This window comes from Amycolatopsis sp. NPDC098790, from assembly GCF_044759945.1.
GTDB lineage: Bacteria > Actinomycetota > Actinomycetes > Mycobacteriales > Pseudonocardiaceae > Amycolatopsis.
In genome coordinates, this window is record NZ_JBIWAI010000003.1 from 515,538 (window position 1) to 541,062 (window position 25,525).

Annotated in this window: 26 protein-coding genes and 1 tRNA gene; 11 read left to right on the plus strand and 16 right to left on the minus strand. The window is 67.8% G+C overall.

The window, feature by feature from the left end; translation table 11 throughout:
* Positions 1 to 138: 138 nt before the first annotated feature.
* Positions 139 to 212 (minus strand) — tRNA-Ile (locus ACIQWX_RS27565).
* 187 nt (positions 213 to 399) lie between these two features.
* On the opposite strand from ACIQWX_RS27565, the gene ACIQWX_RS27570 reads away from it, so the two are divergent.
* Positions 400 to 675, plus strand: coding sequence for a hypothetical protein (locus ACIQWX_RS27570; protein WP_400876951.1), 276 nt, complete (start codon positions 400 to 402; stop codon positions 673 to 675).
* A 15-nt stretch (positions 676 to 690) separates the two neighbouring features.
* On the opposite strand, the gene ACIQWX_RS27575 is transcribed toward ACIQWX_RS27570, so the two are convergent.
* The 3 genes from ACIQWX_RS27575 to ACIQWX_RS27585 form a co-directional block, all read right to left on the minus strand.
* Positions 691 to 1,170 (minus strand): hypothetical protein, encoded by a 480-nt coding sequence (locus ACIQWX_RS27575; RefSeq protein ID WP_400876953.1) that lies wholly within the window; start codon positions 1,168 to 1,170, stop codon positions 691 to 693.
* A gap of 69 nt (positions 1,171 to 1,239) precedes the next feature.
* Positions 1,240 to 1,770, minus strand: a complete 531-nt coding sequence (locus ACIQWX_RS27580; protein WP_400876955.1) for a dihydrofolate reductase family protein — start codon at positions 1,768 to 1,770, stop codon at positions 1,240 to 1,242.
* A gap of 69 nt (positions 1,771 to 1,839) precedes the next feature.
* Complete coding sequence (locus ACIQWX_RS27585; protein WP_400876957.1) at positions 1,840 to 2,811, minus strand: bile acid:sodium symporter family protein; 972 nt, start codon at positions 2,809 to 2,811, stop codon at positions 1,840 to 1,842.
* A 96-nt stretch (positions 2,812 to 2,907) separates the two neighbouring features.
* Between ACIQWX_RS27585 and ACIQWX_RS27590 the strand changes: the two genes are divergently transcribed.
* A complete protein-coding gene (locus tag ACIQWX_RS27590; RefSeq protein ID WP_400876959.1) occupies positions 2,908 to 3,741 on the plus strand; it encodes a LysR family transcriptional regulator in 834 nt (277 codons plus the stop codon).
* Between the two features lie 101 nt (positions 3,742 to 3,842).
* Here the strand turns inward: ACIQWX_RS27590 and shbA are convergent, their stop codons facing one another.
* The gene (gene shbA / locus ACIQWX_RS27595; RefSeq protein ID WP_400877597.1) at positions 3,843 to 4,439 is read right to left on the minus strand and encodes an RNA polymerase sigma factor ShbA; all 597 of its coding nucleotides are present in this window, start codon (positions 4,437 to 4,439) and stop codon (positions 3,843 to 3,845) included.
* 146 nt (positions 4,440 to 4,585) lie between these two features.
* On the minus strand, positions 4,586 to 5,071 hold the full coding sequence (locus ACIQWX_RS27600; protein ID WP_400876961.1) for an RNA polymerase sigma factor: 486 nt from the start codon (positions 5,069 to 5,071) through the stop codon (positions 4,586 to 4,588).
* Between the two features lie 159 nt (positions 5,072 to 5,230).
* On the opposite strand from ACIQWX_RS27600, the gene ACIQWX_RS27605 reads away from it, so the two are divergent.
* Positions 5,231 to 5,863 carry an endonuclease gene (locus tag ACIQWX_RS27605; RefSeq protein WP_400876963.1) on the plus strand — a complete coding sequence of 211 codons (633 nt, stop codon included), beginning with the start codon at positions 5,231 to 5,233 and terminating at the stop codon, positions 5,861 to 5,863.
* 193 nt (positions 5,864 to 6,056) lie between these two features.
* Positions 6,057 to 6,320, plus strand: a complete 264-nt coding sequence (locus ACIQWX_RS27610; RefSeq protein WP_086679434.1) for a WhiB family transcriptional regulator — start codon at positions 6,057 to 6,059, stop codon at positions 6,318 to 6,320.
* 148 nt (positions 6,321 to 6,468) lie between these two features.
* Here the strand turns inward: ACIQWX_RS27610 and ACIQWX_RS27615 are convergent, their stop codons facing one another.
* Positions 6,469 to 7,443, minus strand: a complete 975-nt coding sequence (locus ACIQWX_RS27615) for an RNA polymerase subunit sigma-70 (RefSeq protein WP_400876966.1) — start codon at positions 7,441 to 7,443, stop codon at positions 6,469 to 6,471.
* A 762-nt stretch (positions 7,444 to 8,205) separates the two neighbouring features.
* On the opposite strand from ACIQWX_RS27615, the gene ACIQWX_RS27620 reads away from it, so the two are divergent.
* Together ACIQWX_RS27620 and ACIQWX_RS27625 are read left to right on the plus strand one after the other, a co-directional pair.
* A complete protein-coding gene (locus tag ACIQWX_RS27620; RefSeq protein WP_400876968.1) occupies positions 8,206 to 8,931 on the plus strand; it encodes an SDR family NAD(P)-dependent oxidoreductase in 726 nt (241 codons plus the stop codon).
* Between the two features lie 187 nt (positions 8,932 to 9,118).
* A complete protein-coding gene (locus tag ACIQWX_RS27625) occupies positions 9,119 to 10,315 on the plus strand; it encodes an LCP family protein (RefSeq protein WP_400876970.1) in 1,197 nt (398 codons plus the stop codon).
* A 4-nt stretch (positions 10,316 to 10,319) separates the two neighbouring features.
* On the opposite strand, the gene ACIQWX_RS27630 is transcribed toward ACIQWX_RS27625, so the two are convergent.
* The 9 genes from ACIQWX_RS27630 to ACIQWX_RS27670 form a co-directional block, all read right to left on the minus strand.
* Complete coding sequence (locus ACIQWX_RS27630) at positions 10,320 to 11,510, minus strand: acyl-CoA dehydrogenase family protein (protein ID WP_400876972.1); 1,191 nt, start codon at positions 11,508 to 11,510, stop codon at positions 10,320 to 10,322.
* Position 11,511: 1 nt separating this feature from the next.
* Positions 11,512 to 12,417 (minus strand): 3-hydroxyacyl-CoA dehydrogenase NAD-binding domain-containing protein, encoded by a 906-nt coding sequence (locus tag ACIQWX_RS27635; protein WP_400876974.1) that lies wholly within the window; start codon positions 12,415 to 12,417, stop codon positions 11,512 to 11,514.
* Positions 12,414 to 13,160, minus strand: a complete 747-nt coding sequence (locus ACIQWX_RS27640) for an acetoacetate decarboxylase (protein WP_400876976.1) — start codon at positions 13,158 to 13,160, stop codon at positions 12,414 to 12,416. Before ACIQWX_RS27640 ends, ACIQWX_RS27635 begins: the two co-directional genes overlap by 4 nt.
* Complete coding sequence (locus ACIQWX_RS27645; protein WP_400876978.1) at positions 13,157 to 13,900, minus strand: crotonase/enoyl-CoA hydratase family protein; 744 nt, start codon at positions 13,898 to 13,900, stop codon at positions 13,157 to 13,159. Before ACIQWX_RS27645 ends, ACIQWX_RS27640 begins: the two co-directional genes overlap by 4 nt.
* 87 nt (positions 13,901 to 13,987) lie before the next feature.
* Positions 13,988 to 15,130 (minus strand): CaiB/BaiF CoA transferase family protein, encoded by a 1,143-nt coding sequence (locus tag ACIQWX_RS27650; protein ID WP_400876980.1) that lies wholly within the window; start codon positions 15,128 to 15,130, stop codon positions 13,988 to 13,990.
* A gap of 115 nt (positions 15,131 to 15,245) precedes the next feature.
* Positions 15,246 to 16,175 (minus strand): LysR family transcriptional regulator, encoded by a 930-nt coding sequence (locus ACIQWX_RS27655; protein ID WP_400876982.1) that lies wholly within the window; start codon positions 16,173 to 16,175, stop codon positions 15,246 to 15,248.
* Between the two features lie 1,505 nt (positions 16,176 to 17,680).
* Positions 17,681 to 18,130 (minus strand): hypothetical protein, encoded by a 450-nt coding sequence (locus ACIQWX_RS27660; protein ID WP_400876984.1) that lies wholly within the window; start codon positions 18,128 to 18,130, stop codon positions 17,681 to 17,683.
* Positions 18,131 to 18,576: 446 nt separating this feature from the next.
* Positions 18,577 to 18,942 carry a hypothetical protein gene (locus ACIQWX_RS27665; protein ID WP_400876986.1) on the minus strand — a complete coding sequence of 122 codons (366 nt, stop codon included), beginning with the start codon at positions 18,940 to 18,942 and terminating at the stop codon, positions 18,577 to 18,579.
* Positions 18,943 to 19,001: 59 nt separating this feature from the next.
* Positions 19,002 to 19,442, minus strand: a complete 441-nt coding sequence (locus ACIQWX_RS27670) for an Imm1 family immunity protein (protein ID WP_400876988.1) — start codon at positions 19,440 to 19,442, stop codon at positions 19,002 to 19,004.
* 591 nt (positions 19,443 to 20,033) lie between these two features.
* On the opposite strand from ACIQWX_RS27670, the gene ACIQWX_RS27675 reads away from it, so the two are divergent.
* The 5 genes from ACIQWX_RS27675 to ACIQWX_RS27695 all read left to right on the plus strand — a co-directional run bounded on the left by ACIQWX_RS27675 (position 20,034) and on the right by ACIQWX_RS27695 (position 25,524).
* Positions 20,034 to 21,203 carry an XRE family transcriptional regulator gene (locus ACIQWX_RS27675; protein WP_400876990.1) on the plus strand — a complete coding sequence of 390 codons (1,170 nt, stop codon included), beginning with the start codon at positions 20,034 to 20,036 and terminating at the stop codon, positions 21,201 to 21,203.
* Positions 21,204 to 21,601: 398 nt separating this feature from the next.
* Complete coding sequence (locus ACIQWX_RS27680) at positions 21,602 to 21,934, plus strand: WhiB family transcriptional regulator (protein WP_400876992.1); 333 nt, start codon at positions 21,602 to 21,604, stop codon at positions 21,932 to 21,934.
* Positions 21,931 to 22,263, plus strand: coding sequence for a hypothetical protein (locus ACIQWX_RS27685; RefSeq protein ID WP_400876993.1), 333 nt, complete (start codon positions 21,931 to 21,933; stop codon positions 22,261 to 22,263). Before ACIQWX_RS27680 ends, ACIQWX_RS27685 begins: the two co-directional genes overlap by 4 nt.
* Entirely contained in the window at positions 22,260 to 23,126 is an 867-nt protein-coding gene (locus ACIQWX_RS27690; RefSeq protein ID WP_400876995.1) for a hypothetical protein, read from the plus strand. Before ACIQWX_RS27685 ends, ACIQWX_RS27690 begins: the two co-directional genes overlap by 4 nt.
* Positions 23,119 to 25,524 carry an FtsK/SpoIIIE domain-containing protein gene (locus tag ACIQWX_RS27695; protein WP_400876997.1) on the plus strand — a complete coding sequence of 802 codons (2,406 nt, stop codon included), beginning with the start codon at positions 23,119 to 23,121 and terminating at the stop codon, positions 25,522 to 25,524. The genes ACIQWX_RS27690 and ACIQWX_RS27695 overlap by 8 nt, the downstream gene beginning before the upstream one ends.
* The last annotated feature ends 1 nt before the right edge of the window (position 25,525 follow it).

Below are 25,525 nucleotides of genomic sequence, written 5' to 3' on the forward strand. Positions count from 1 at the left end.
CCATCCGGCAGCCGGCAGGCCAACCCGGCCACACGGACGGGGGTCCGGGGGCGAGCCCCCGGGCGGGGTGTGGGGGTTGCACCCCCACAGGGGGAAAGCGAACCGAGCGGTTCGAGCGTCAGCGAGAACCGCAGAGGGTAGGGCGGGCGGGGCTCGAACCCGCGGCCAAGGGATTATGAGTCCCCTGCTCTAACCAACTGAGCTACCGCCCCCTGGCCCCGGCGCGGTGGCGGCTCGGGGATGTGCGTTTGCACAGAAGACCCAGTTCGCTTCAAGTTATCACAGCGGCCATCCGGGCAGATCCGGTAGGCCAAACAGGTTGAAGTGGCCACCAAGCGGCGCAGGCTCGTCTAGGTTGCAAGGGCGTCGCCGCTGAACGGAACGGCGGGAGGGTGAGCGATGGTCACGGCACCGCGAGCCACCCCGTACGAGCCGCGCGTGTTCCGGCTGGCGTTGCTGGACGCACTCACCGCCGGGGCGGGTCTGGGGTACCTGGCGCACCTGTACCGGGAGGCGCTTGTGGCGAACCTCGCGGCCATCGGCCTGGGCTTGTTGCTGGCGTTCGCGGTGGGGTACGCGATCCGTGCGGCGGTGCGGTCGTTGCGCCGGGCGAACCGTCGTGTGGAGGGGATTTTCGCGGAGGAGCTACGGAAACCCTCACCGCGGCCGCGGTGAGGGTGCGGATTCCGCTCAGGAGCCGCCGCCGGTCGTCGTAGAAGTCGGCTCCGACGAGGTGGTCGGCGGAGGCGTTGTGGTCGGCGGAGACGTGGGTGTGGGCGTCGTCGTCTGGGGCGTCGTGGTCGGCGGTGCCGTCGGCGAACCGTAAGCCGCGTAGGTGAACCAGATCTGGCCGAATGTCTTCGGCGTGGTCTGGGTGAACATCGCCCGCACCTGGAACGTGGTCGCGGTGTACGACCCCAGCACCGTGTTGAGCGTGAACGCGTTGTTGGGGCTCGGCGTGTTCGGCGAGACCACGATCGCGTCCGGCACCTTGCCGAGCGAGTGCGTCACGGTGCAGACGCCGGCGCCGTCGGTCAGGCAGGTGGCCTGAGCCGCCTGGACGATCGGCGCCGGCGACGGCCCGACTGCCGACGACGCACCGGCGAAGGCCACCGCTCCCGCCGTCACCACCAAAGCCCCGGCCAGCGCGGCCACCGCGGTTCGTGCCATGACGATCCCCCTCTCTCGAAACGACGCCCCCGGAATCGTCCCGCCGCGCCCCGCCGTTACGCGCTCACCTCACTGTCCATCGGGGACCCGGTACCAGGCGTTCACGATCGGCCCGGCGTGGCTCAGCTCCAGGACCTCCAACCGCACCGGCGCGCCGGCCGGGCGCTCGAACAACCGCACCCCGTCGCCGAGCAGGACCGGTGCCACGTGCACCAGCACCTCGTCCAGCAGCCCCGCTTCCCAGCACCGCCGGGCCGTCGTGGCACCCAGCACCGCCACGTACCCGTCGCCGGCCGCCGCGGAGGCGGCCGACACCGCCTCCGGCAGGTCCGGGACCAGTGTGAACCCCGGGGTCGGTGCCGCCGAGCGGGTCACCACGAAGATCGGGCCCTCCCAGCGGCCGCCGTACACCTTGCCCTCGGCCGTCGTCGCCGGGGCGTACGTGTTGTGCCCCATCACGATCGCCCCGATGCCGGCGGTCACCCGCTCGACGACCGGGTTCGGTCCCGCGTGCAGCCCGGACAGCCACGTCATGTCGTCGCCGGGGGCCGCGACGAAGCCGTCCAAGGACATCGTGATGTGGTACAGAACCTTCGCCATGGTGCCGCCTTCCAAGTAGGTGTCACACCGTACTGACGACCACCGTCGGAAAACTCATCGGTCGAAGGCTCAAGCCGGGACGAGCTCCGGAGCGGACACGGCATACCGCCGCGCGAGTGAAGCGCACACGATCAGCTGGATCTGGTGGAACAGCATCAGCGGCAGCACGATCAGCCCCACGTGCGCGTGCCCGAACAGCACCGTCGCCATCGGCAACCCGCTCGCCAGGCTCTTCTTCGACCCGCAGAACACGATCGTGATCCGGTCCGCGCGCGCGAACCCCAGCAGCCGGGCGCCCCAGCTCGTCGCGGCCAGCACCGCCGCCAGCAGCACGCAACACAGTCCGACCAGAACCAGCAGCGGGACGACGTCGAGCCGGTGCCAGATGCCTTCGGTCATGCCCGCGCTGAACGCCGTGTACACCACCAGCAGGATCGAACCGCGGTCGAACAGCTTGAGCGGCGCGGAGTTCCGGGTGATCCACCCGCCGATCCAGCGCCGCGCCAGCTGGCCCGCGACGAACGGTGCCAGCAGCTGCAGCACGATCCCGAGCACGGCCGATCCGTCGACGCCGGCGCCGTCGCCGGCCAGCAGCAGCGCCACCAGCAGCGGCGTCAGCACGATCCCGGCCAGGTTGGACAGCGACGCGCTGCAGATCGCCGCCGCGACGTTGCCGCGGGCGATCGACGTGAACGCGATCGACGACTGGACCGTCGAGGGCAGCACGGCGAGGAACAGCACCCCGGCCGCCAGCTCGTCGGGCAGCACCGGCTCCGGCAGCAGCGTGAGCGCGAGGCCGAGCAGCGGGAACAGCACGAACGTGGCCGCCAGCACGACGGCGTGCAGCCGCCAGTGCCGCAGCCCGTCGAGGGCCTCCTGCGTCGACAACCGGGCGCCGTACAGGAAGAACAGCAGCCCGACGGCGATCGTGGTGGCGGTGCCGAAACCGTCGGCCACGACGCCCGAAGCGGGCAGCAGCGTGGCGATCCCGACGGTGGCGAGGATGGCGAGGACGAACGGGTCGAGACGTAACCAGGACATGGAACTCCTTCCACACCCAGTTTCGGCGGTGCAACGCTCATTGTGAACCCCGATCACCGGACTGACTGTCATCGCGAATCACGATAAAGTGGCCGCGTGCTCGACCCGCGCCTGTGCCGCTCGTTCCTCGCCGTCGCCGAGACGCGCAGCTTCACCGCGGCCGCGCGGCGCCTGGGCGTCGGCCAGCCGACCGTCAGCCAGCACGTCCGGCGCCTGGAGCGCGACTCCGGCGGGCTGCTCTTCGCGCGCGACACCCACACCGTCGAGCTCACCGCGCGCGGGCAGGCGATGCTGGGCTTCGCGCAGACGGTCGTCGACACCGAAGAGCGGGCCGAGCGGCACTTCCGCGGCGCCGAGCTGCGCGGCCGCGTGCGCTTCGGCGTCTCAGAGGACTTCGCGCTCGGCGAGCTGCCGGACATCCTGAACCGGCTGCGCCGCAGCCACCCGCTGGTGGACGTCGAGCTGACCGTCGAGCTGTCGGACGTCCTCGCGCAGCGGCTGCGCGCCGGTCAGCTGGACCTGGTGCTGGGCAAGCGCCGCCCGGGCGCGCACCACGGGCGGCTGCTCTGGCGGGAGCCGCTGGTCTGGATCGGCTCGGCCGCGACGGTGCTGGAGCCCGGTCAGCCGGTGCCGCTGGTGCAGTACCCGATGCCGTCGATCACGCGGCAGCTCGCCGTCGAGTGCCTCGAACGCGCGGGTCTCGAGTGGCGCGCGGCGTGCCAGACGTCGAGCCTCACCGGCCTGCGGGCCGCGGCGGCCGCCGGGCTCGGCGTCACCCTGCACGCGCGCAGCCTGGTGCCCGCCGACCTCGTCGAGCTGGCCGGCCTGCCCGAGCCCGGCGACATCGAGTTCATGCTGCTGGCCCGCGAGTCGAAGGAGGGACCGGCGGCGGCGCTGGAGGAGTTCGTCCTCGAACACGTGCGCCGCTGATCACCCGATCCGGAACCGCCGCCGGTGCTCGCTCGGCGTCGAGCCCAGCGCGCTGGCGACCATCACCGACCTGTACGGCGTGGTGGTGCCGGGCTCCGGCGCTAGTCCTCTTCGCCCGTCAAGAGCCGCCGCAGCCGACCCAGCGCGCGGTGCTGGGCGACGCGGACCGCGCCCGGTGTCGAGCCCACCGCGTCCGCCGTCTCCTCCGCCGACAGCCCGACCACCACCCGCAGCACGACGATCTCGCGCTGCTTGGCCGGCAGGACGTCCAGCAGCCGCGCCAGGCGCTCGTTGAGCTCGAACCGCAGGGCGTGCTGCTCCGGGCCGTCCGCGTCGGAGACGCCGTCGGGGATCTCCGGGACCGGGTCGGAGCGGTTGCGGGCGGCGGCGCGGTGGGCGTCGGCGACCTTGTGCTGGGCGATGCCGTAGACGAACGCGAGGAACGGCCGGCCCTGGTCCCGGTAGGACGGCAGCGCGGTGAGCACCGCGACGCACACCTCCTGGGCGACGTCGTCGGCCGAGGCGAACGACCGCTCGTTCCGCCCGACGCGGGCGCGGCAGTAGCGCACCACCAGCGGCCGGATCGTCGCGAGCAGGCGGGCGGTCGCGGCGTCGTCGCCGGCGATCGCGTCGGCGACCGGCTCGTCGTGGCGCCGCCAGTGCGCCGGGAACGCCTGCGGGGGCTCCGTCGCGGCGATCTCGCGGACGAGGGCGCGGCTGCGCACCCGCAGCAGCGTGCCCTCGACGTCGAGGCCGACCCGCAGCGAGTCGTGCAGCGCGGCGTTGGACTCCCGCAGCAGCTCGGTGATCGCCCGGTCCCCGTACTCGGTTGCCGGCATGGTGCTCACCCTTCCCTGTCCCGCTGGTCGCCGGGCGGTGCGGCCCGGTGGCGCCTGAGGCGTTCCCGCACGTGGCGGAGGTTGGAACGGACGGTCGCTGGGGCGATGCGCAGCGCGTTCGCGATCTGCGTCGGCGTGAAGCCGTCGAGCGACCACGCGAGCACCATCCGCTGCTGGCCGGGCAGGGAGGCGAGCACGTCGATGAACCCCGCGTGCTGGTCGACGAGCGCGGCCAGCTTCTCGTCGTCCCGCCGGTCGTCCGGGGTCCAGTCCGCGCGCGCGTCACCCACCGCGTCGAGCAGCCGGCCGGCGACGCGGCGCACCCAGGCGCGCGGGTCTTCGGGGACCGGCCACGCCTCCAGCGCGTGGAGCATCGCTTCGACGGCGACGTCACGGGCGATCTCGACCTCGAACCCGGCCTTGCACAGGAACGCCACGAGCGGGGGGAAGTCGGCGCGGAAGAACGCGTCGAAATCGTCGTCAGCCCACACGGACCCCTCACCACCCCTCGCCTCCACTGGAACAAGTGCGCCGAGGTGACCGCCACGTGTAACGATTCGATCAAGACTGCTCGGTCGGAGTAATGGCCTGCTCCGGATCGGTGACGAGCGGTGACGAATGGGTGCGGGCATCTCGGGTACCCGGGCCCGATGACCCAGCGAGACACGGTCGAGCGCCTGCTGAAGGAGGCAGGCCCGACGTACGCCGCCGAAGCGGGCATCAAGCTCGCCGACCAGCCGGCGCCGCTCTACCGGCTGCTGGTGCTGTCGGTGCTGCTCTCGACCCGGATCAAGGCGGGCATCGCGGTCGACGCGGCGCGGGAGCTGTGGGCCGCGGGGATGGGCACGGCGAGAGCCATGGCGGACTCGACGTGGCAGCAGCGGGTGGCCGCCCTCGGCCGCGCGCACTACAAGCGCTACGACGAACAGACCGCGACGGCGCTCGGCGACGGCGCCCGGTACCTGCTCGACGAGTACCGCGGCGACCTGAGACGGGTGCGCGAGGCCGCGAACGGCGAATTCCGGACACTGGCCGGGCTCCTCGGGAAGGTCCCGCGGCTCGGCCCGGTGGGCGCGGACATCTTCGGCAGGGAGGTCCAGCTCGTGTGGCCGGAGTTTCGACCGCGTCTGGACGGGAAAGCGTTGCAAGGGGCCGAAAAGCTCGGCCTGCCGACGCAGCCCGGTCGGCTCGCGAAGCTGGTCGATCCCGGCGAACTGGCGCACCTCGCGGCGGCCCTCGTGCGGGTCGCGCTGGAGCGTGGTCTCGCCGATCGGGTGACGTGATCGACATCGAGATCCCGGGAAGAAGGGCGTACTCTCATGTGTTGCAGTCTTGGTTGCCCGGAGGGTGAGCCGGGGACCGAAGCCAAAACCCCCTTGACCCACGCGGATGCGCTCGCGCGCCCGCGAGCGTCAAGTCGGTTGACGCGCCACGACAATGGGAAACAGAAGTAGCAGAGGGAGGTGAACGAAGGAAATGGAAGCCACGATGACGGGCTGGGCGGAACTCGCGGCCTGCAAGGACGAGGACCCGGAACTGTTCTTCCCGATCTCCGCGGTGGGCCCCGGCGCCCGGCAGACGGCGCAGGCCAAGGCCGTGTGCGCGCGCTGCCCGGTGCGCGCCGAGTGCCTCGGTTACGCGCTTGACAACGGCCTGGACCACGGTGTTTTCGGCGGGACCACCGCCGAGGACCGACGCCGGCTGGCGCGTACCGCGCCGCAGCGGCACCGAGCTGCTTGACCCGCTGCCCGGTGACCTCTTCCCGGCGGCCTCGAGGACGAACCCGAATCGGAAGAATTTCTTTCCGGATGGGTGTGCGCCCGGGCGGGTGATTCCCCGTGAATCGCCCGCCCGGGCTTTTTCACGTGCCGGCCCCTGGTCATCGTGCTCATTCACGCAGGATTTCCGGGAGGCCCCAGGCCGCCGCCGGGACGGACTCGAAGGCGGCGAGCTCCGTGATCAGCCCGTGCTCGATCGTCAGCAGGGAGACGCCGAACCAGCGGTACTCGGCTTCGCCGGGACGGCGGAGCCAGGTCGCGACCGCGGGCCGGCGGTTGGCGCGCGTTGGGCGCATCCGGAAGCGGCCGACGCACTGCGGCGACGCCGGGTCCAGCGACATCGACAGCGCGCGCACGATCGCCGCGGCACTGGCGAACCAAAGCTCGTACGGCGGCATGATCGCGCGGGCGTCTTCGTGCAGCAGCCGGGCGACGGCTCGCGGGTCACCGTTTTCGTAGGCGGCGATGAACCGCTTGAGCAGCGCGGTTTCCTCGGCCGTCGGAGCGCCGGCCGTCCACTCGGTACGGTGGGCGGGCAGTCGTGCACGCAGGGTGGCGCGAGCCCGCTGGAGGGCGCTGTTCGCCGACGCGACGCTCGTCTCGAGCAGATCCGCGGTCTCCTTGGCCGACCACCCGAGAACGTCCCGCAAGATGAGCGCGGCCCGCTGCCGCGGCGGCAGGTGCTGCAGGGCGGCGAGGTAGGCGAGTTCGATGGTCTCCCGCTCGACGGCGAGGGCGTCCGGCCCGGCCTCGTCGAGCAGCCGGTCGGGGAAGGGCTCGAGCCACGGCAGGTCGGCGGCGCAGATCGGGCCGTCCGGTTCGCCGGCAGGACCGAGCTGATCGGGCAGCACCCGCCGCGGCCGCCGCGCGAGGACGTCGAGGCAGGCGTTGGTGGCGATCCGGTAGAGCCAGGTCCGCACACCGGCCCGGCCTTCGAAGCGGTCGCGGGCCTTCCAGGCGCGCAGGAAGGTTTCCTGGGCGAGGTCTTCGGCGTCGGCGAAGGAGCCGAGCATCCGGTAGCAGTGCACCTGGATCTCCCGCCGATGCCGTTCGACGAGGGTTTCGAAATCCAGCGCGCGCCCCACCCGGGGCACGCTAGCGCACGCGGGCCGGGGTTGCGGGCTTCGCGGACGCGCTTCGGGTCGCGCTCGGCCGCGACGAGCCGACGGGTTGCGCGCTTCGGCTCGCGCTCGGCCGCCGCGGTCGCGACTCGAGTGCAGGCGGATTCGGCGGGCCGCGGTCCGGGTGCCGGCCCGCGGCTGCCGGTTTCGGCGCAGCCTTGCGCCGAGCTTCCGCGGGCCCGTGGTCCGGGTGCTGGGCGGCCGCTTTCGCCGGCTCGGCCGGCCTCCCTTCGCCGTGCGAGCGCGCTTCGGCTCGCCGAGCGAGCGCGCGTCGGCAAGCGCTCGGCCGCCGCGGTCGCGACTCGGGCGCAGGCGGATTCGGCGGGCCGCTTCGCCGGCTTGGCTCGCGTTCCGCCGCCCGCGGGCTGCGGGCCGCTTCGCCCGGCTTGGCTCGCGCTCCGCCGCCGCGGGTTGCGGGCCGCGGTCCGGGTGCCGGCCCGCTGCTGCCGGTTTCGGCGCAGCCTTGCGCCGAGCTTCCGCGGACCCGTGATCCGGGTGCTGGCCGGCCGCTTTCGCCGGCTCGGCCGGCCTCCCTTCGCCGTGCGAGCGCGCTTCGGCTCGCCGAGCGAGCGCGCTTCGGCTTGCGCTCGGCCACCACGGCTCCCGGCCCAAAGGTCTTGAATGAGTCATTCAGGACCTCCGAGGTCCCGAATGACTCATTCAAGACACCGGACCCAGCCGGCAGCCGCCCAAAACCCGCGCACCCCCGGCTGGGAGACTGCCTCCGTGAGCGGAACCCTCCTGGTCCTCGGCGGCCGCAGCGAAATCGGCCTGGCCGTGGCGGAACGACTGGCCGGCGACCACGACAAGGTCGTCCTGGCCGCCCGCCCCGGCGCGGACCTCACCGCCGCCCTGGCCACGCTGCAGAAGGCCGTAACCGTCGACTTCGACGCTGACGACCTCGCCGCCCACGGACCCTTCCTCGAGAAGGTCCAAGCCGAGCACGGCCCGATCGACGTCGTCGTCCTGGCCTTCGGCATCCTCGGCGACCAAGCCCGCGCCGAAGAGGACGCCGCCCATGCCGCCGCCATCGTGCACACCGATTACGTCGCCCAGGTCGGCGTCCTCACCCACGCCGCGAACCTGCTGCGCGCCCAGGGCCACGGCAGCCTCGTCGTGTTCTCCTCCGTCGCCGGGATCCGCGTGCGTCGCGCCAACTACGTCTACGGTTCCGCGAAGGCCGGCCTCGACGGCTTCGCGAGCGGCCTCGCCGACGCCCTCCACGGCTCGGGCGTCCACCTGCTGCTCGTCCGGCCCGGCTTCGTGATCGGGCGGATGACCGAGGGCATGAGCCCGGCGCCGTTCTCGAGCACGCCGGACCAGGTCGCCGACGCGACCGTCGCCGCGCTGCGGAAGCGGCGCGGCGTCGTTTGGGTGCCCGGCGTGCTCCGTCCGGTCTTCTTCGCGATGCGCCTGCTGCCGCGCGCCGTGTGGCGCAAGATGCCGCGTTGATGCCACTGTGGTCGCAACCACAGCACTCGCGCGTACGCGTTCCGGCACAGTGCGTCGCGAAAGCGGCGGAAAGGCTCGGCCGTTCGGCTAGCGTCACAGTTTTTCGACAACTTTCTCAGCTGATTCCCAGCTAACGCGGTGATCCTCGAAGGAGGGGATCCACCAGAGGGAAGCAAGGGGAAGTGTCGTGCTGCTGTCGTCCCGGGGGCGTCGCATCGGCGGGCGGGTCGCGCTCGGCGTCGTGTCGGCGCTCGTGCTCGGCGCCACCGGGTACGCCTGGTCGCAGCTGAGCAAGCTGGACGACGGCCTCGTCACCGCCGACGTCATCGCGCCCTCGGCGCAGGTGGACGAAGAGGACACCATCCCCGGCGAACCGCTCAAAGTCGCCCAGAACATCCTGCTCGTCGGGATCGACGCGCGCACCGACGCGTACGGCAACCCGTTGCCCCAGAACGTGCTCGACGCCCTCCACGCCGGCAGCGGCGACGACGGCGGCGACACCACCGACACGATGATCGTCGTCCACATCCCGGCCGGCGGCGCCGCGGCCACCGCGATCTCGATCCCGCGTGACTCCTATGTGGACATCGCAGGCGGCTACGGCAAGCACAAGATCAACTCGGCCTACAGCCGCGGCAAGAACGCCTCGATGTCCGGATTGCGCTCCCAGGGACTGTCCGGCCCGCAGCTGGAAGTGGCGGCGAACGAGGCGGGCGCGAAGACCGCCATCCAGACCGTCGAGAAGTTCACCGGGCTGACCATCAACCACTACGCGGCCATCAACCTCGCCGGCTTCGACGCGCTGTCGCAGGCCGTCGGCGGCGTCGAGGTCTGCCTCAAGGAGCCGGTGCACGACACCTACTCCGGCGCGAACTTCGCGGCCGGCCCGCAAACGCTTTCCGGCGCGCAGGCGCTCGCGTTCGTCCGGCAGCGCCACGGCCTGGCCAACGGCGACCTCGACCGCATCGCGCGGCAGCAGGCCTTCCTCTCCGGCATGGCGAAGAAGGTCCTCAGCGCGGGCACGTTCACCGACGTCTCGAAGCTGAACGCGCTGGTCAACGCCGTGCAGGGCGCGGTCGTGCTGGACAAGGGCTGGGACGTGCTCAGCTTCGCGCAGCAGCTGCGGGGCATGAGTTCGGGCGCGATCGCGTTCGCCACCATCCCGGTGCAGAGCCTCTCGCTGGCGACGCCGTCGGACGGTGACGCCGTGAAGGTCGACCCGGCGCAGGTCCAGCAGTTCATCCGCACGGCGATCAGCACGCCGGCGGTCCAGGCTTCGGGCGATGACACCGCGGGCGGCGTCAAGCCGGTGGCGGCGACCACCACCAAGACCGCGGACAGCAAGCAGCCGGCGACCAGTACGGCCGCCGGCTGCGTCGACTAGAGGCTCACACGAAGGCGCTCTGCCCGGTGATCGCCTTGCCGACGATCAGGGTGTTCATCTCGCGCGTGCCTTCGAACGAGTAGATCGCTTCGGCGTCGGCGAAGAACCGCGCGACGTCGTACTCGAGCACGATCCCGTTGCCGCCGAAGATCTCGCGGCTCCAGGCGACGACCTCCCGCATCCGCGAGGTGACGAACGCCTTGGCCAGCGACGACTGCTCGTCCTTGAAGATCCCCGCGTCCTGCAGCCGGGCGAGCTGCACCAGCATGCCCCACGACGCGGTGATGTTGCCGAGGCTCTTCACGAGCAGGTCCTGCACCAGCTGGAACCGCGCGATCGGCCGGCCGAACTGCTTGCGCTCCTGCGAGTAGGCCAGCGCGGCCTCGTACGCGCCGATCATCACGCCCAGCGCCTGCCAGGCGACGCCGCCGCGGGTGGCGCGCAGGATCTCGGCGACGTCGCGGAAGGAGTTGATGCCCTGCAGGCGGTTCGCCTCCGGCACGCGGACGCCGGTCAGGGTGATCTCGGCGTTCTCGACGATCCGGAACGCGGTCTTGCCCTGGATCTTCTCCGGCACGAACCCCGGGGTGCCCTTCTCGACGACGAATCCCTTGACGTGGTTGTCGTCGACGTCCCGCGCCCACACCACGACGTAGTCGGCGAAGGTCGCGTTGCCGATCCACTTCTTGGCGCCGTCGAGGACCCAGGTGTCCCCGTCCCGCTTGGCGGTGGTCCGCATGCCGCCCGCGACGTCCGATCCACCCAGGGGCTCGGTCATCGCGAAGGCGCCGATCTTGTCCATCGCGGCCATCTCGGGCAGCCAGCGGTCGCGCTGTTCCTGGCTCCCTCCACTGTGGATGGAGTACATCGCGAGTCCGTTGTGGACGCCGAAGAACGTCGCGACGGACGCGTCGGTGCGGCTCATCTCCATGGCCATCATGCCGGTGAGCAGGTGGCTGACGGCGGGCTTGTGCTCGCCGTAGCCCTCGTAGGGCAGGCCCGCGAGACCGCTTTCGCGGAACATCCCGATGAGTTCCTCCGGGAAGGTGCCGGCTTCCCAGTTGTCGTTCACCAGCGGCTTGACGTCGTTCGTCATGAACTCGCGCGCCTTGACGAGCAGCTTGCGCTCGTCGTCGGGGAGCAGTGCCTCGAAGTCGTAGAAGTCGGCGGTGAGCTTGTCCTTGAGCGGTTCCATGTCAGTTCTCCTCCACTGCGTGCAAAACGGCGAGCTGCTTGCGGTCGCGCGTCTCGGCGAGGTCCGAGTACGTGGAGGAGCCGTAAGCCTGTTCGACGGCTTCGATGAGCCGTTCCTGCTCTTCGGGGCTCTGGCTGGGGTTGCCCAGGCCGGCCCACATCTTCTTCATGGACTTGCCGATGTGCTCGGCCATGTGCCGGTAGCCGCCGGGGCCGCCACCGAGGTGCGAGCCGAGGAACGGCCCGACGGTCGCCCAGCGGATGCCGAGCGAGTTCGTGATCACGGTGTCCAGTTCGGACGGTGTCACGACGCCCTGTTCGACGAGGTAGATGGCCTCGCGGCTCAAGGCGTTCTGCAGCCGGTTGCCGACGAACCCGGCGATCTCCTTGCGTTCGACGACCGGCGTCCGGCCGAGGGAGGTGTAGAACTCGACGGCCTTGGCCACCGACTCCTCGCTGGTCTGCTCGCCGGGAACGACTTCGACGAGGGGGATCAGGTGCGGCGGGTTGAACGGGTGTCCGATGAGGACACGCGATCCGTCGATCTCTTCGGTGAACGCCGTGGACGGGATGGCGCTCGACGAACTCAGCAACAGCGCGTGCTCCGGCGCTTCCTCGACGAGCTTCGCGAACAGTTCCTTCTTGAACTCGACGCTCTCCGGCCCGTTCTCCTGCACGACGTCCGCATCTTTCACTGATTCAGTGACGTCCCCGGCGAGGTGGACGCGGGTCGCCAGCTCTTCGGCGGTGGTGCCGAGATGCGGCGCGAACGTCTCCAAGGCTTCCTTGACGGCGTCGGCGAGGTCCGGGCGGGGGTCGGTGACCCGGACGGTCAGGCCGTGGTGGGCGAACAGCGCCATCCAGGACAGGCCGATGGTGCCGGCGCCGATGACTGCGGCGTTCTTCATGACCGCGCTCCTTCCAGGTAGTCGAAGACCGGCTTGACCGGGGCGAGCGTCAGGTCGGTGAGGATGTGGCTCGCGGAGACGACCTCCAGCACCGGCAGGTCGGCCAGCGGCGCGAGGACGTGCTGGAACAGCTGTAGCCGCGCGGGGCCGGTGTAGGCCTCCTTGACCACGACGTCGGTGATTTCGGTGCGCACCAGTTCCTGGACGCGCGGGGCGCCGTCGTAGCCGGGGATCGTCTTGAGCATGAACGTCGGGACGGTGATCTGGCGTTCGGCTTCGCGGGCGTCCAGCTCGTGGTGCTTGTAGCCCATGGTCGCGGTCGCCACCCGGAGCGTTCCGTAGTCGAGGGTGCCGACGAGCACGCCGTTGTCGACATAGAGGTTCGGCGACCCGACGGTCTTCGGGTACGCGCTCACCTCGCGCCCGGACGCGGTCGCCGGGAAGTTGTCGAGGTACATCGCGTGCAGGTACTCGCCGCGTTCGCCGTCGAAGCCGACCTCGATGGCCTGGCCTGACTCGGTGTACGGGCCGTAGCCGGAAACGTCGCCCATCTTCATGACCTCGAAGCGCACCAACGGTTCTCCGACCGTCAGCGGCTCCGGCACGACGGCGCGCAGGGCGTCGGCGTCGGTGCGGTAGACGATATTCAGGTACTCGCGGTTGGTGAACCTCGGGACCACCGGCGCGAACGCCGGGGCGGTCAGCGGGGTCGTCACGTGCTGCCGGACTTCTTCGATCTTCATTCGCCTGTCCACTTCGGAGCGCGGCGCTCGGCGAAGGCGGTCATGCCTTCGCGGACGTCGGCGGACTGCATCAGCTTCTTGACTTCTTCGTGTTGCACGGCCGCGGGATCCGCGGCACGCACGATCTTCTTGACGGCGGCCAGCGCCAGGGGCGCGTTCTCCGCCAGCTTCTCGGCCAGCTGGAGCGCGACGGCGGCGGCGTCGCCGGCCGGGGTGACGCGGTTGACCAGGCCCAGCTCGCCGGCACGACGTCCGGTGACGGGCTCGCCGGTCAGCAGGAACTCCATCGCGAGGTGGTGCGGGATCCGCTTCGGTAGCCGGAGCACGCCGCCGCCCGCGGCGATCAGGCCGCGCTTCACCTCGGGGAGGCCGAACTTCGCGTCTTCGGCGGCGACGATCAGGTCGCAGCCCAGCGCCAGTTCGAACCCGCCGCCCATGGCGAACCCTTCGACGGCGGCGATCAGCGGCTTGGCCAGCTCGGCCTCGGTCAGGCCGCCGAACCCGCGTCCCGGGACGGACGGCGATTCGCCCTTGAGCGCGGCTTTGAGGTCCATGCCGGCGCTGAAGGTGTTGTCGGCGCCGGTCAGAACGCCCGCTCGCAGCGCGGGATCGGCTTCCAGCTCGTCCAGGGCGGCGGCCAGCTGCGTCGCGACGGCGGCGTTGACCGCGTTGCGGGCTTGTGGCCGGTCGATCGTGATCAGCAGGGTGCTGCCGACCCGCTCGGTGCGTACTTCACTCATGACTTCACTTCCCAAGTGTCACTTTCATAGGGAAAGTGAGGCGGAGGTGCTGGCTCCGGATCACTTTCGTAGGGAAAGTGCGGTGGTTCAGACCAGTTCGGCGAGGACTTCGGCGGTGTCCTGGCCGGCCAGGGGGGCCAGACGGCGGATCGAGCCGGGCGTCGCGGAGAACTTCACCGGGATGCCGACCGTGCGGATGGTGCCCTCGCTCGGGTGCTCGACGGTGTCGAGCAGGTGGCCGTCGCGGACGTAGGGGTCCTCGTGCGCGCGGTCCAGCTCCAGCACCGGCGCCATCGGGATGCTGTGCTTCGCGCAGACCTCGGCCCACTCCTCGGTGGTCAGCGCCGGCGCGCAGGCGGCGATCTGCCCGGTCAGCCACTCGTTGTCGGCGCGGTCGATGGCCTCGCCGTTCACGCGCGGGTCCTCGGCGAGGTCCGGGCGCTCGGCGGCGGCGAAGAAGTCGCGGAAGTTCTTCGGGTTGTACGGGATGACGCAGGCGAGGCCGTCCTTGGTGCGGACCGCGGCGTGACCCTTCGTCATCGACAGCGCGAACCCGGTGGGGCCCTCGGCCGGCTCGTAGGTGTGGCCCGCGAGGTGCTCGACCAGGTTGAACGCGAGCAGCGTGTCGGTCATCGGGATCTCGATCTGCTGGCCCTGGCCGGTCCGGTCGCGGTGGACCAGGGCGGCGAGCACGCTGTAGGCGATGGTCAGCGACGACACCTTGTCGCCGATGATCGTCGGCAGGTAGACCGGCTCGCCGAGCGCCCGGTTGGCGACGTCGACCAGGCCGGAGGAGGCCTGCACGGTCTCGTCGTAGGCGGCGTTGCCGGCCTGCGGCGAGTCGCCGCGGAAGCCCTGCGCGTGGGCGTAGACCAGGCGCGGGTTGCGCTCGGCGACGTCGTCGTAGTTCAGGCCGAGGCGGCTCAGCGCGCCGGGGCGCATGTTGGTGATCAGCACGTCGGCGGTGTCGATCAGCTTGAGGGCCTGCTCGCGCTCGTTCTCGTCCTTGAGGTTGAGGGCCACGCTGCGCTTGTTGCGGTTCACGTTGAGGTTGAGCGCGGTCATGCCCGGCGTGGTGCGGTACTGGCCGACGCGGACGGTGTCCGCGGGGGACTCGATCTTGATCACGTCGGCGCCCAGGTCGCCCAGGATCTGAGCCGCGTACGGGCCCATCACCACGGTCGAGAGGTCGATCACGCGCACGCCGTCCAGGGGGCCGGTGCTGTTCATCGTTCGTCCTTTCGCGCCTTTGCTGTTTCGCTCTACTTACGAACGTAGGCGCGTCCGGCGGAAAAGGGAATGATCATGATGCGAACAATGGTATGACCGCAGCGGTCATACCATTCTAGGTGGTCAGCGGCTCGGCGAAGATCTCTTGGGCGGCTTCGACGAGCCCGCGCAGGTCCCCGTCGGCGCGGTCGCGGCGCCAGAGCAGGCCGGTGTCCAGCTGGGGGCGGAAATCCGTGAAGGGCAGGACGATGACGTTGTCGAGCCGGTAGCCGTGCATCGGGCTCTTCTTGTCGAGCATGGAAATGGAAAAGGCTTCGCCGCTGGAAATGATTTCCGACGTCCCGCCGTAGCCGGTGTTGGTCAACCGGATGCGTTTCTTGACGCCCAGTTCCGCCAATTGGTGGTCGAGCTGGTCGAAATACGCGGGGGTGATTTCCCCTGGTGAGGCCACGTACGGGAATTCGGTGAGCTCGGCCAGGCTCACCGAGTCCCGCCCGGCGAACAGCTCGGCCGGGACGACCGCGCCGAGCCGTTCCGACATGACGGGCACCTGCTCGAGCGCCGGATCAGTGACGGGCAGCCGGGCCAGGGTGAGGGCGAGCTTGCCCTCGTGCACGCCCTGGACGAGGTCGGCGGTGGTGCCGGGCCACCGTTTCAGCTCGTAGTGCTCGTGCACGCGCGCGGCGAGGGCGTTGACGCGGTCCCGCAGGTCGGGGTGCACGCCGGCGGGCATGCCGAGGAAGACAGTGCTGCGCTGCGGCCGGGTCGCCTCCCGCATCTTCCAGGGGATGGCGTTGACCCGGTCGAGGACGTCCCGCGCGAGCGGCAGGAGAGCGGTTCCGGCGTCGGTCAGGGTGACGTGGTGGGTGCTGCGGTCGAAGAGCGGCTGCCCGAGTTCGTGTTCGAGGTCCTTGATCCGCTGCGAGAGGGGAGAGGCGGCCATGTGCAGCTTCCGCGCGGCGGCGGAGAAGTTCAGTTCCTCGGCGACAACTACGAATCTTCTAATGCGCTCTAGATCAAGCGCTGGCCTGCTGTTATCTGCCATCGCCGCTCCCTACCCTCGTCGTGGCCTGCGCACGCTGACAAGATGATCAGTCAGTACCGGCAGGTCCTACTGTGCCTGTTCATCCTGCCGTGCGAAGCCATGGGCCGCCCCGGTGCCTGTTCAAGCAGGAGCCGGGCGGCTCGCTTGCTTTCGGGTTCGCTTTTGGGCCGAGCATCGAGGAGCCGCCCGACGCTGTCCTTTCAGCGCCGGGCGGCTCAACTCTGGTAAACCCACGTGGGCGCAGGTGCATCAGTGCGGGGTGTTAGGGACCGCTCCACACCTTGGATTCCGCCATAACTGGCGCTGATCGATGCGCCAAACGGTGACTTTAACGTCCACGTGAGAGGGACTTCGCATCAGTCTGAATCGGATTCCGCCGCGTCGTTATCCTCAATTGTCATCTCAAGCAGCCTATTCAACAAGCGCGCCTGTCGCATGTCGCCCCTGCTGGCGGCTTCCAAAGCGGCTGCGGCGGCCTGTTCTTCTTGTTTGGTGGGCTTTCGATCTGGCATGACTTTCGTGAACTCCCATTTACAACAGACCGCCACAACTATTTGAGCTTGTGCAGCCCATCTAAGATGCGCTTCATAAGCTCGTCGTCTGGCGGCAATGCTGGCCTTCTTCCACGACGCACCGAACGTTGCACGTAGGTCCTGGGGCGTTTAGGCAATGGCAGCGTTCCGCAAAATCGCCCGTCGAGGTCCGGATCATGCGGAAGCTGACTACGGGCGATCTTCGGAATAACACCAGTGTCCGCATCGGCAAGATCGCGCGTCGTCCGGCTACGGAGCCCCTCCACTGAGCGATCTGGATAACGACTAAGAAATTTCCTCCGATTCCGTCCGCTGCGGTACTCGCTGAAGCTCCAAACCGCTAACGCTATCAGCGGCACTGCCAAGACAACCAGCGAGCCGATCCCCCAGAGAACCATTATTCTGGTGGCTCTCGGAGGGCGTGACGACCACCCGAATTTGAGTCGGGCATCTTGTCGGCATAAAGCTCAAGAGCTTGAGCTAATGCGATGAGTAGACCGGCGCAATCCCTCAACTCTTGAGATGAAACATCGCCGGAATCGAAGCGCCTCGCCACCAATTCGAGGTTGGCGCCGGTGGCGCCGATGTGCTCAGAAATACTTACCGGGGATTGACTCACGCGCCCGAATCCTCACTTCCTTTGATGCGTTCGCTTCGAATGTCTTCCGCTATGACCAGTCTTTCAGTGGAAGTATGGCGGGGCCACCGAATGGGCCAGTGTGGAAGTAACGACGTTGCCGAAGAGTGCCCGCATTGACTACTTGCTCGACGATTACCCCATCCTTTAGATACCTGCTGACTATCGAGTAGACCTCTTCCATCCTGACGCCGCTACGCCGGGAAATATCGAACATCGTCAGCCTTCCCGCGCAGTCCCACAACGTGCGCAATACGGCCCGTTTCTGCGAATTGAGCTGCCTCGCGAGCCGATCACATTTGGCTTGATCCGCTGACCAGTCCGTTTCAGCAAGGTTAGAACTCAAACTCGCTATCGGGTCCACGCGTAAATCCCTGGGTCAGTCGATCTATCTCTTCGGCGCTTGTTTCGTCGGCACTGTTTAGCATTTCGATAAGCATGTCGTACAGTTGTCCCTCAAGGCATCCATTCGCATTCCCCCGCTCAAGCAGCGCCCAGACGACTGCGTTGTTGATTTCGTCTCCACTGCATATCTCGCCAGTGAAGAGCAGTTGGATCGCGCGAAAGTGAAATCCGTAGTTATCTAGGCGCGGCCAGCGCTCCAACTCTAACCGAAAGCACGTATCCGCAAGAATAAGGCCAACCGGCATCTTCGTGTATCCCCCATCGATGAGTTCCTCGATCGCGGAGACGGCCGGAGCAAAATCGCCCGTTCTAATACAGTCGGCGATCGTCGCAAACGCGCGTGATCTAGCGGCTTCGAAGTCGGGTCCTCCGGCAGTCACTGGATCACCGGTTCGACACACATAGCAAATACCTCTGCACGTTCGCTCTTCGGCATGACGTGACCTCTATGCAGAAAGTGGCGACGGGGGTTCAGGCGGTTCGGGAGTCGTTAGACGCCTGTAGCTTTCGGCGTACCGCACACTGAACTGATGCACCATAATTCCCAACTGGCTGAGCAAATCACCGAGAAGCTCAAACTCCGGGGAGGTGGGGCACGGCGGCAGGCGAGAGGCTAACTCGACCACGGAGGCGGAGGGGTTTTGAATCTCGTCGTACTCCACTGCGTTTACCTCCAGAACGCGAGCGAGATCACGCAGGTGCTCCGCATACTTGCGCTCGCCGTCTAATGATCGGCGGTTCTCTCGAATGTCGCGAGCAAGGCACCGAGTTCCTTTGCTCGCAGCTTCGAGGGCGTCAATGACGGCATGTTTTTCTACTGACAGGTTCATTCGATTTCGGTCCGCTCTCGCATGGCCATTATTTCAGCACTTGCGACCCGGTTCATTTGCTCCAGCATGAGATCTTGGAGACGTGCATGATGGGCCAGATGACGCAGGCTTGGCACCACGACACAGTGCACATCTTGCTTAACCAGCTCTTCCAACAACTCTTCGAACGCCTCGTGAGAGCCGCAATGAAACTCAAAGAAGAAGCTGACAAGGTAACGTCCGCGAGATTCTGCAAACGCTCTGACTTCTTGCTCCAGTCGAAACACTTTTTCGTCTGGTACGTCAAGTGGCACGCGCATGTATCCGTAGGCCCTTGGCAGTGATACCAAAACTGGTTGCGGCTGATCGATTGTAGCTGTCATGTCGTCTTCCCTGCGTGCAACTCATTTTCGCGAGCTATCCAGTCAAGCAACTGGCCTCGCTAGTAGATGTCGTATGGGCGCCACTGAATACAGCTTGGACGTTTTCGAGTCTCAAGCCACTCAAGGATGGCGGTGCGTGCGTCAAGTACTGGAATAGCAGCCGTTCGCGGAAAGACAGCTCCGGTCGTGCCGTTGAATATGAGGTCAACTTCCGGAAGTGGCCGCTTCGGATTGAACGAATTAGCGATCGGCATATTCGTGTCATCGTGATCTGTATAATTCAGAGCCGCCAACCCCATTGACGGACGGACACTGATCCGCATTTGATGGTTAGGGTACGGACCGTCCTTGCTGCGATGATATTCGACGTCGCCGACCGCCATCGTTGTTTCCCAGTCGACGTGGTCCAGATTGAGAATTTCGTTGATCAGGCGAATCGAGGCCGAACTTCCATTTGTGACTCGGGCCACGCCAGTAGTGAGCGATGCCGTGAGGATCATGAGGTCACGTCGCCGTTCGGTCGTCAGGGCTGGTCAGGGCAGTGCTGGCCGTCGCGTCCGAGGGCGCTCCGGCGTTGTGGTGCAACCGTCACGCTGCGCAGCAGGGTTGGTCTATGTCGGCGTGAGCATGCGGCATGCTCGGAGCGACATAACCGCAGGTCAGCGCACCTTTGAGGAGTGGCCCGGTTCACTCCCTGGTGAGACCCAGTCGCCGTAGGTACGCTGATCAGCAGGACATGGCGCCGATAGCGAGAGGTACCTCCGATGAGTTCACCCAGCGGTCCGCAGAACCGCGCCGCCGGCACTTCCGGCGGCCGGAGCTGCCAAGGGTGCGGGGGTGCGCTTGCCGCAGATAACACGGCACGCTTGTGCAGTAAGTGCCACCGCGAACAGCGGGACCAATTGCGAACTCCTCCGGCTCAGTTGCGGAACGAATTCTTTGAGACAGACGAGTTTCGGGCAGCGTTCGCGAGTCAACATATCGGCAAAGTGTTCAAGGCGTACCGGAACCACCCGCGTCACCTCCAGCTTTTCGGCAAGGCGCTAAACCAAGAACTACTTGGGCGCTGGCTAGGGCTAACTCAGGCCCAGGTGAGCAAACTGGAAAACGGTAAGCCGGAGCAAAACATTGACACCCTCCGAAACTACGCTCGAATTCTTCACCTTCCGCAACACCTGTTGTGGTTTGACTTTCCCGGTCAAAGCCGCCTTAGGTTGCCACGTTCTTTGCGAACCACTGACGGCGGCGGACCGGATTCACAGTCGAGCGGCTTGATTACTCCGCAGGCTCGTGACGAACTTCTCGTCGTCAACACCGGTATGGACACGCTCGAATTGCTTCGTCGGGTCCGCGCGTCCGCAATCGACTCCTCTACGATCGATGCTCTCAATATCACCGTTGAGCAACTGTGCTGTGATTACGCTCACGCGGACGCCCGCGAATTGATGACAGCGGGTAAGGAATGGCTCGGCAAGATGACTGAGCTTCTGAATAACCGCCTGACGCTCGCTCAACACCGCGAGATATTGACAAAAGCTGGAATGCTGGCATTGCTGGTTGGTTGTCTCGAATACGATTTGGGTGACGCGCGATCAGCTGAAGCGACTCGACGCATGGCAATGGAACTCGGCAAGGAAGCCGAGGATGCCGGAATCGTCGGATGGGCACACGAAATGCTTGCGTGGTTTCATCTCACGGCAGGCAACTACCGTGCGGTCATTCCTGCCGCCGAATCCGGAGCATTGGCCGCGCCGTCTCACTCTGTGGCGGTCCAGCTCTACGGGCAGCAAGCGAAGGCATTCGCTCGGATGGGTAATGTCGAGGAAGTCCATAAGGCCCTGGATACAGGTAGCGCACTTTTGGGCCGCCTTCCATACCCAGACAGGCCAGAGAACCACTTTGTCGTTGATCCGGACAAGTGGGATTTCTACGCTATGGACACCTATCGGATTGTCGGTGAGGACCAGCTCGCCCAGCGCAACGCCGAAGAGGTCATGCGACGAAGCGTCAACTCTGAGGGCACCCCCGTGGCTCCGATGCGCATCGCCGAAGCGCAGCTCACGCTCGCCGTCATCGCCGCTAGACGTGGGGACGTCGACGAGGCCGCCGCGCTGGGCATCCAGGCCCTTCAGAACGGCCGCCGCAGCCGCCCGTCCCTGCTGATGGTCTCGTCTGAGCTGGAGCACGAGCTAGACACCTACGGTGCAGGCGCGGGCGGCGACTTCCGAGAGCTGTTCGCCGACATCAAGCGTGCCCAGTAGTCGGATATTCTCCCTGAGAATATCCGGACTTAAATATTCTTTCTGAGAATATCTGTTGGGTTCGACATGCCCTCTGACCTGCGGATATTCTCCGTCGAAATAGTATATTCACGCCCGCGCATGGGCGTTTCTTGGTGCTGGCGGCTTACTTAGTGGCAACGGCTCGCAAACCGCGAGTCGAAGCCAAGAGTAAGGGTCAAAACACTGATGAAAACGACAACTCATATTGCGACGTCTGCCGCATTCGTTTCGATTCCCCAGGCTGCATGGGTTCTCGGAGTCACCGAGTCGTGCGTGTGCTCGGCAATCCGTAGGGGTGTGCTGCGTGCGATGCGACGTCGCTCCCGTCTCGTCATCTCCGCTGCTGAGCTGCGGCGGACGTTGGGCGGCGGTGCGCGATGACCGGATACGACTTCGAGGAGATGGCTGCTCAGCTTGACCGCTACGCCGACGTGCCGGGCGACGTGCTGAGCGAAGTGGTTGCCCGGGACGGTCTGTGTTTCTGGGCGTTCGACCGGGCCGACATGCCGGAGCTGTCCGGAGTGGACTCGCCGGATCGGGAGTTGGCCGCCCGCATGTGTGCCGGGTGCCCGGTGATCGATCAGTGCCGGGAACTGGACTTGCGGACGTCCGGGCCGGATACGGTCGGGGTGTGGGGCGCGTTGCCGGACACCGACCGGCGTGCCCTTTACCCGGTGTGGGCGCGTCGCCGGGGTGGTGAGGCGCGATGAACGTCAACCTCACGCCGACACAGATCCTCGCCGGGGTCGGGGTGCTGCTGGTCCTGTTCATGGTCTGGCGGTGGAGCGCCCGGAAGGCTCGCCGGGCCGCCGACGCGGCGCGGGCAAGTTCGCGGGTGGTATCGCTGGCCGGGCGGGTGCTGTTCATGGGTGCCGGGTTCACGGGCGTTCAGTGGCTGGTGCTCACCCACGTGCACAACCCCACGTTGGTCCTGGTGGTCCTCGGAGTGCCGGACCTGATCGCGGCCTACGTCCTGACGCGTGCCCTCACGGTCACGTCCATGGACACCACGGGTCGCCGGGGTGGTGGTCGCCGATGACCACCACCAACCACGAGAACGCGGCCGCCGTAGCAGGTCGGGCGCGACGACTGGCGCAGGATGCCGCAGAGGCGGCCGACGTCCGCCGCTGGCAGACCCACCCTGACGTGGTGGCGCTGCGGGTGGAGCGGGTCCGGTCTCAGGTGGACCGGCTGTGCTGGTCCGGGATCGTGCTCGGGTTGGCGTTCACCACGGCCAACGTGCAGTGGTTCGCCGCCGCCGGTTCGGCCGTGGGGTCGCTGCCGTGGCTGACGGCGTGGCTGCTAGACCCGACCGTGTGTCTGGTCCTGCTGGCCATCCTGCGGGCCGAACAGGTCACCGCCCGGTACCAGGTCCACACGGGAGCATGGGTACGGGCGGCGAAGTGGTTCACGCTGGCCGCCACGTATGTGATGAACACCTGGTCATCGTGGGTGTCCGGTTCGCCGGCGGGGGTGGTGCTGCACTCGGTTCCGCCGCTGGTGGTGTTCGTCGCCGCTGAAGCGGTCACCGACCTGCGGGACAAGCTCACCGACGCCGTGTCGGTGGCGTTCATGAACGCCACCGGCCGAGCGGCCACGCCGGAACCGGCCCCGGTTCCTGAACCGGCGGCCCCGGTCCACGAACCGAACACGACGGCTCTCGAACCGACCGAATCGGCAGGAGAGCTGAGCGGGCCGGTTGGTGAACCGGCGGCACCGCGACCGGCCCGGCGGAAGCTGTTCGCCGACTACCTCGCCGACGCTCGGGCGGCGTGGACGCCCGGTGTGGAGATCACCCCGGCGTGGGTGCGGGAAGCCACGGGGTGTTCCCGGGGCTTGTCCTCCCGGCTCGCCGCTGCCCTGTCGGCGGAGACCGGCAAGGGGGGGCGGGCTGATGACTGAACCGAACCGGGAGAGCCACGACCACGGCGCGCTGACCCCCGCCGCCGGGCGGGACGTCGAACACGTCGGCCCGGTACTTGACGGCGAGTTGATCGACGACACGTTGCCCCAACCCCGGGGCCGCACCGTCCCGCGTCGGGTGTCGGCGTGGCGGCGGGTCGCCGACGCGGCCGGGCGGGTGTGGCGGTCCGGGCCGATGGTCCGGGCGCGTTCGCTGGCCGCCTACCGGGTGCGGAAGGTCCCGCAGGACGTGTTCCGGCTGGTGTGGTTTGTGGTGCGTGGGAACTGGCGGTGGCTGGTCAAGTTCTGGAACTGGGCCACTTACGCCGATCTTCGCGCGGATGCCCGCCGGGCACGGCTGGCCGGAGACGCCGAAGCGCGCCGGGCCGCGCAGGAGCTGATCCGCTCCGATGCCACGGCGCGGTGGGCGAAGCTCGGCATTGCCGTGCGCCGGGTGGTGATGACCGTTCGGGTTGCCGCTCCGGTGGCCGGGGTGCTGTGGCTGGTGGATTCGGTGATGGACCGGGCGGACATGTGGCCGTGGCTGGCCGACGTCTACATGGGAGCGGACACCGTGTGGTCGGCGCTCACTGTCGTGGTTCCGCTGCTGCTGGTCGTGGTTCCGGTGGTGTGGGCGGTGGCTGCGGCTTTCGAGGGACGCGACCGGTCCCCGGGTGCGGGGTGGCTGGTCCGCCCGGACCGTGACGACGCCGATTCCTGGATTGATGAACGGATGATCTCGAAGGCGTTGGCGCATTTGGGAATCGCGCCGTTGGACCGGTTCTACCGCGACGGCGGCGAGCTGGTCTACACCGTGGCCGCGCGTAAGGACGGTGACGGGACGTTCGCTCAGGTCCGGTTGCCGCTCGGGGTGACCGCGGACATGGTCGCCGCCCGGCGGTCCAAGTTGGCCGCCAACCTGGGGCGTGCGTCGCTGGAAACGTGGCCTACCAAGGGAGATGAAGACGGCGTGTTGGATCTGTGGGTCGCCGATAAGGGCGTCCTGCGGGGCGGGGCCGGCGGATGGCCGTTGGTCCACGATGGACAGGTCGACGTGTTCGAGGGTGTCCCGTTCGGACTGTCGCAACGTGGAACGGTGATCAACGCGCCGTTGGTCGGGGTGAACTGGCTGATCGGTGGCCGTCCCGGGCAAGGCAAGTCGGCGGCGTTGCGGACGCTCCTGCTGGGCGCGGCACTGGACCCCACGGCGGAGTTGTGGGCGTTCGTGATGGGTGAGTCCCCGGACTTCGAACCGTTCCGGCCCCGGCTGTCGCGCTATGGGATGGGGATGGATGACAGCGTTGCCGAAGCGGCAACGCAGGCGCTGGCCGATCTGCTGTCCGAAATGGAGCGACGCGGCAAGATCCTTGGGGAGCAGCCGGGCCGCCCGCCGAAGGTCTCGCGCAAGCTGGCCGATAAGGCGGGGCTTGGCCTGCACCCGCTGGTGTGTGGGATCGACGAGTGTCATGAGTTGTTCCAGCACCCCAAGTTCGGCAAGAAGGCCGCCGAACTCGCGGTGCGGTTGATCAAGCGAGGACGCAAGTACGGGATTGTGCTGCTGCTGGCCACTCAGTCGCCGACGAAGGACAGCATCCCTCGGGAGGTCACTCGCAACGTGTCGTGCGGAGCGGCGTTCAGCGTGGCCGATCAGGTGGCCAATGACGGGCTGCTCGGGTCGGGCAAGTACGCGGCCGGTATCCGCGCAACAGAGTTGCGGATCAACACCGACCGGGGAACGTGTGTCGCGGTCGGGATCACCGATGAGACGTTCGAGCTGGTCCGCACGTTCTACGTGCCGTTCGAGGACGGGGCCGACGATGTCACGCCGGTCATCGCGCGGGCGGTGGCGCTGATTGAGGAGATGGGCCGGGCGGTCGAGTCCAGCGCACGCCCGCAGCTCGACGCGGCACCGGTCGTCGCCGACCACTTGGCCGACGTCGCGGCGGTGCTGAATGGGGAGAAGCGGCTACGCACTCAGGTGATCTTGAATCGGCTGGCTCGGCACGATCCCGGGGAGTACGGGGAGTGGACGTTCCGGGACCTGACGGCCGCCCTCGCGCCGTACGGGGTCGCCCCGGTCAAGTCGGATGGGAACAAGGTCATCCGGGCCGACGACGTGGCCGCCGCACTCGCCCGCCGGGACCGCGACGACGCGGGCAGCGGGGCCGACGACAGGCCCGGAGACGGCAGGGATGCGGGCAGGGACCCGGCAGGGACTCAGGGACTTCTCCCTGACGGGTCCCTGCCCGAAAGTCCCCCCTCTGACCTGGGCGAACACGGTTCAGGGACCCCAGGGACCCACCGCCGGCGAGACCCCGGATCGGACCGAAACCGGGGTGATTCCGGGACCGACGATGGTCCCTCCCTGCCTCTCCGCCGACCGGATGGGGGGAGGTGAC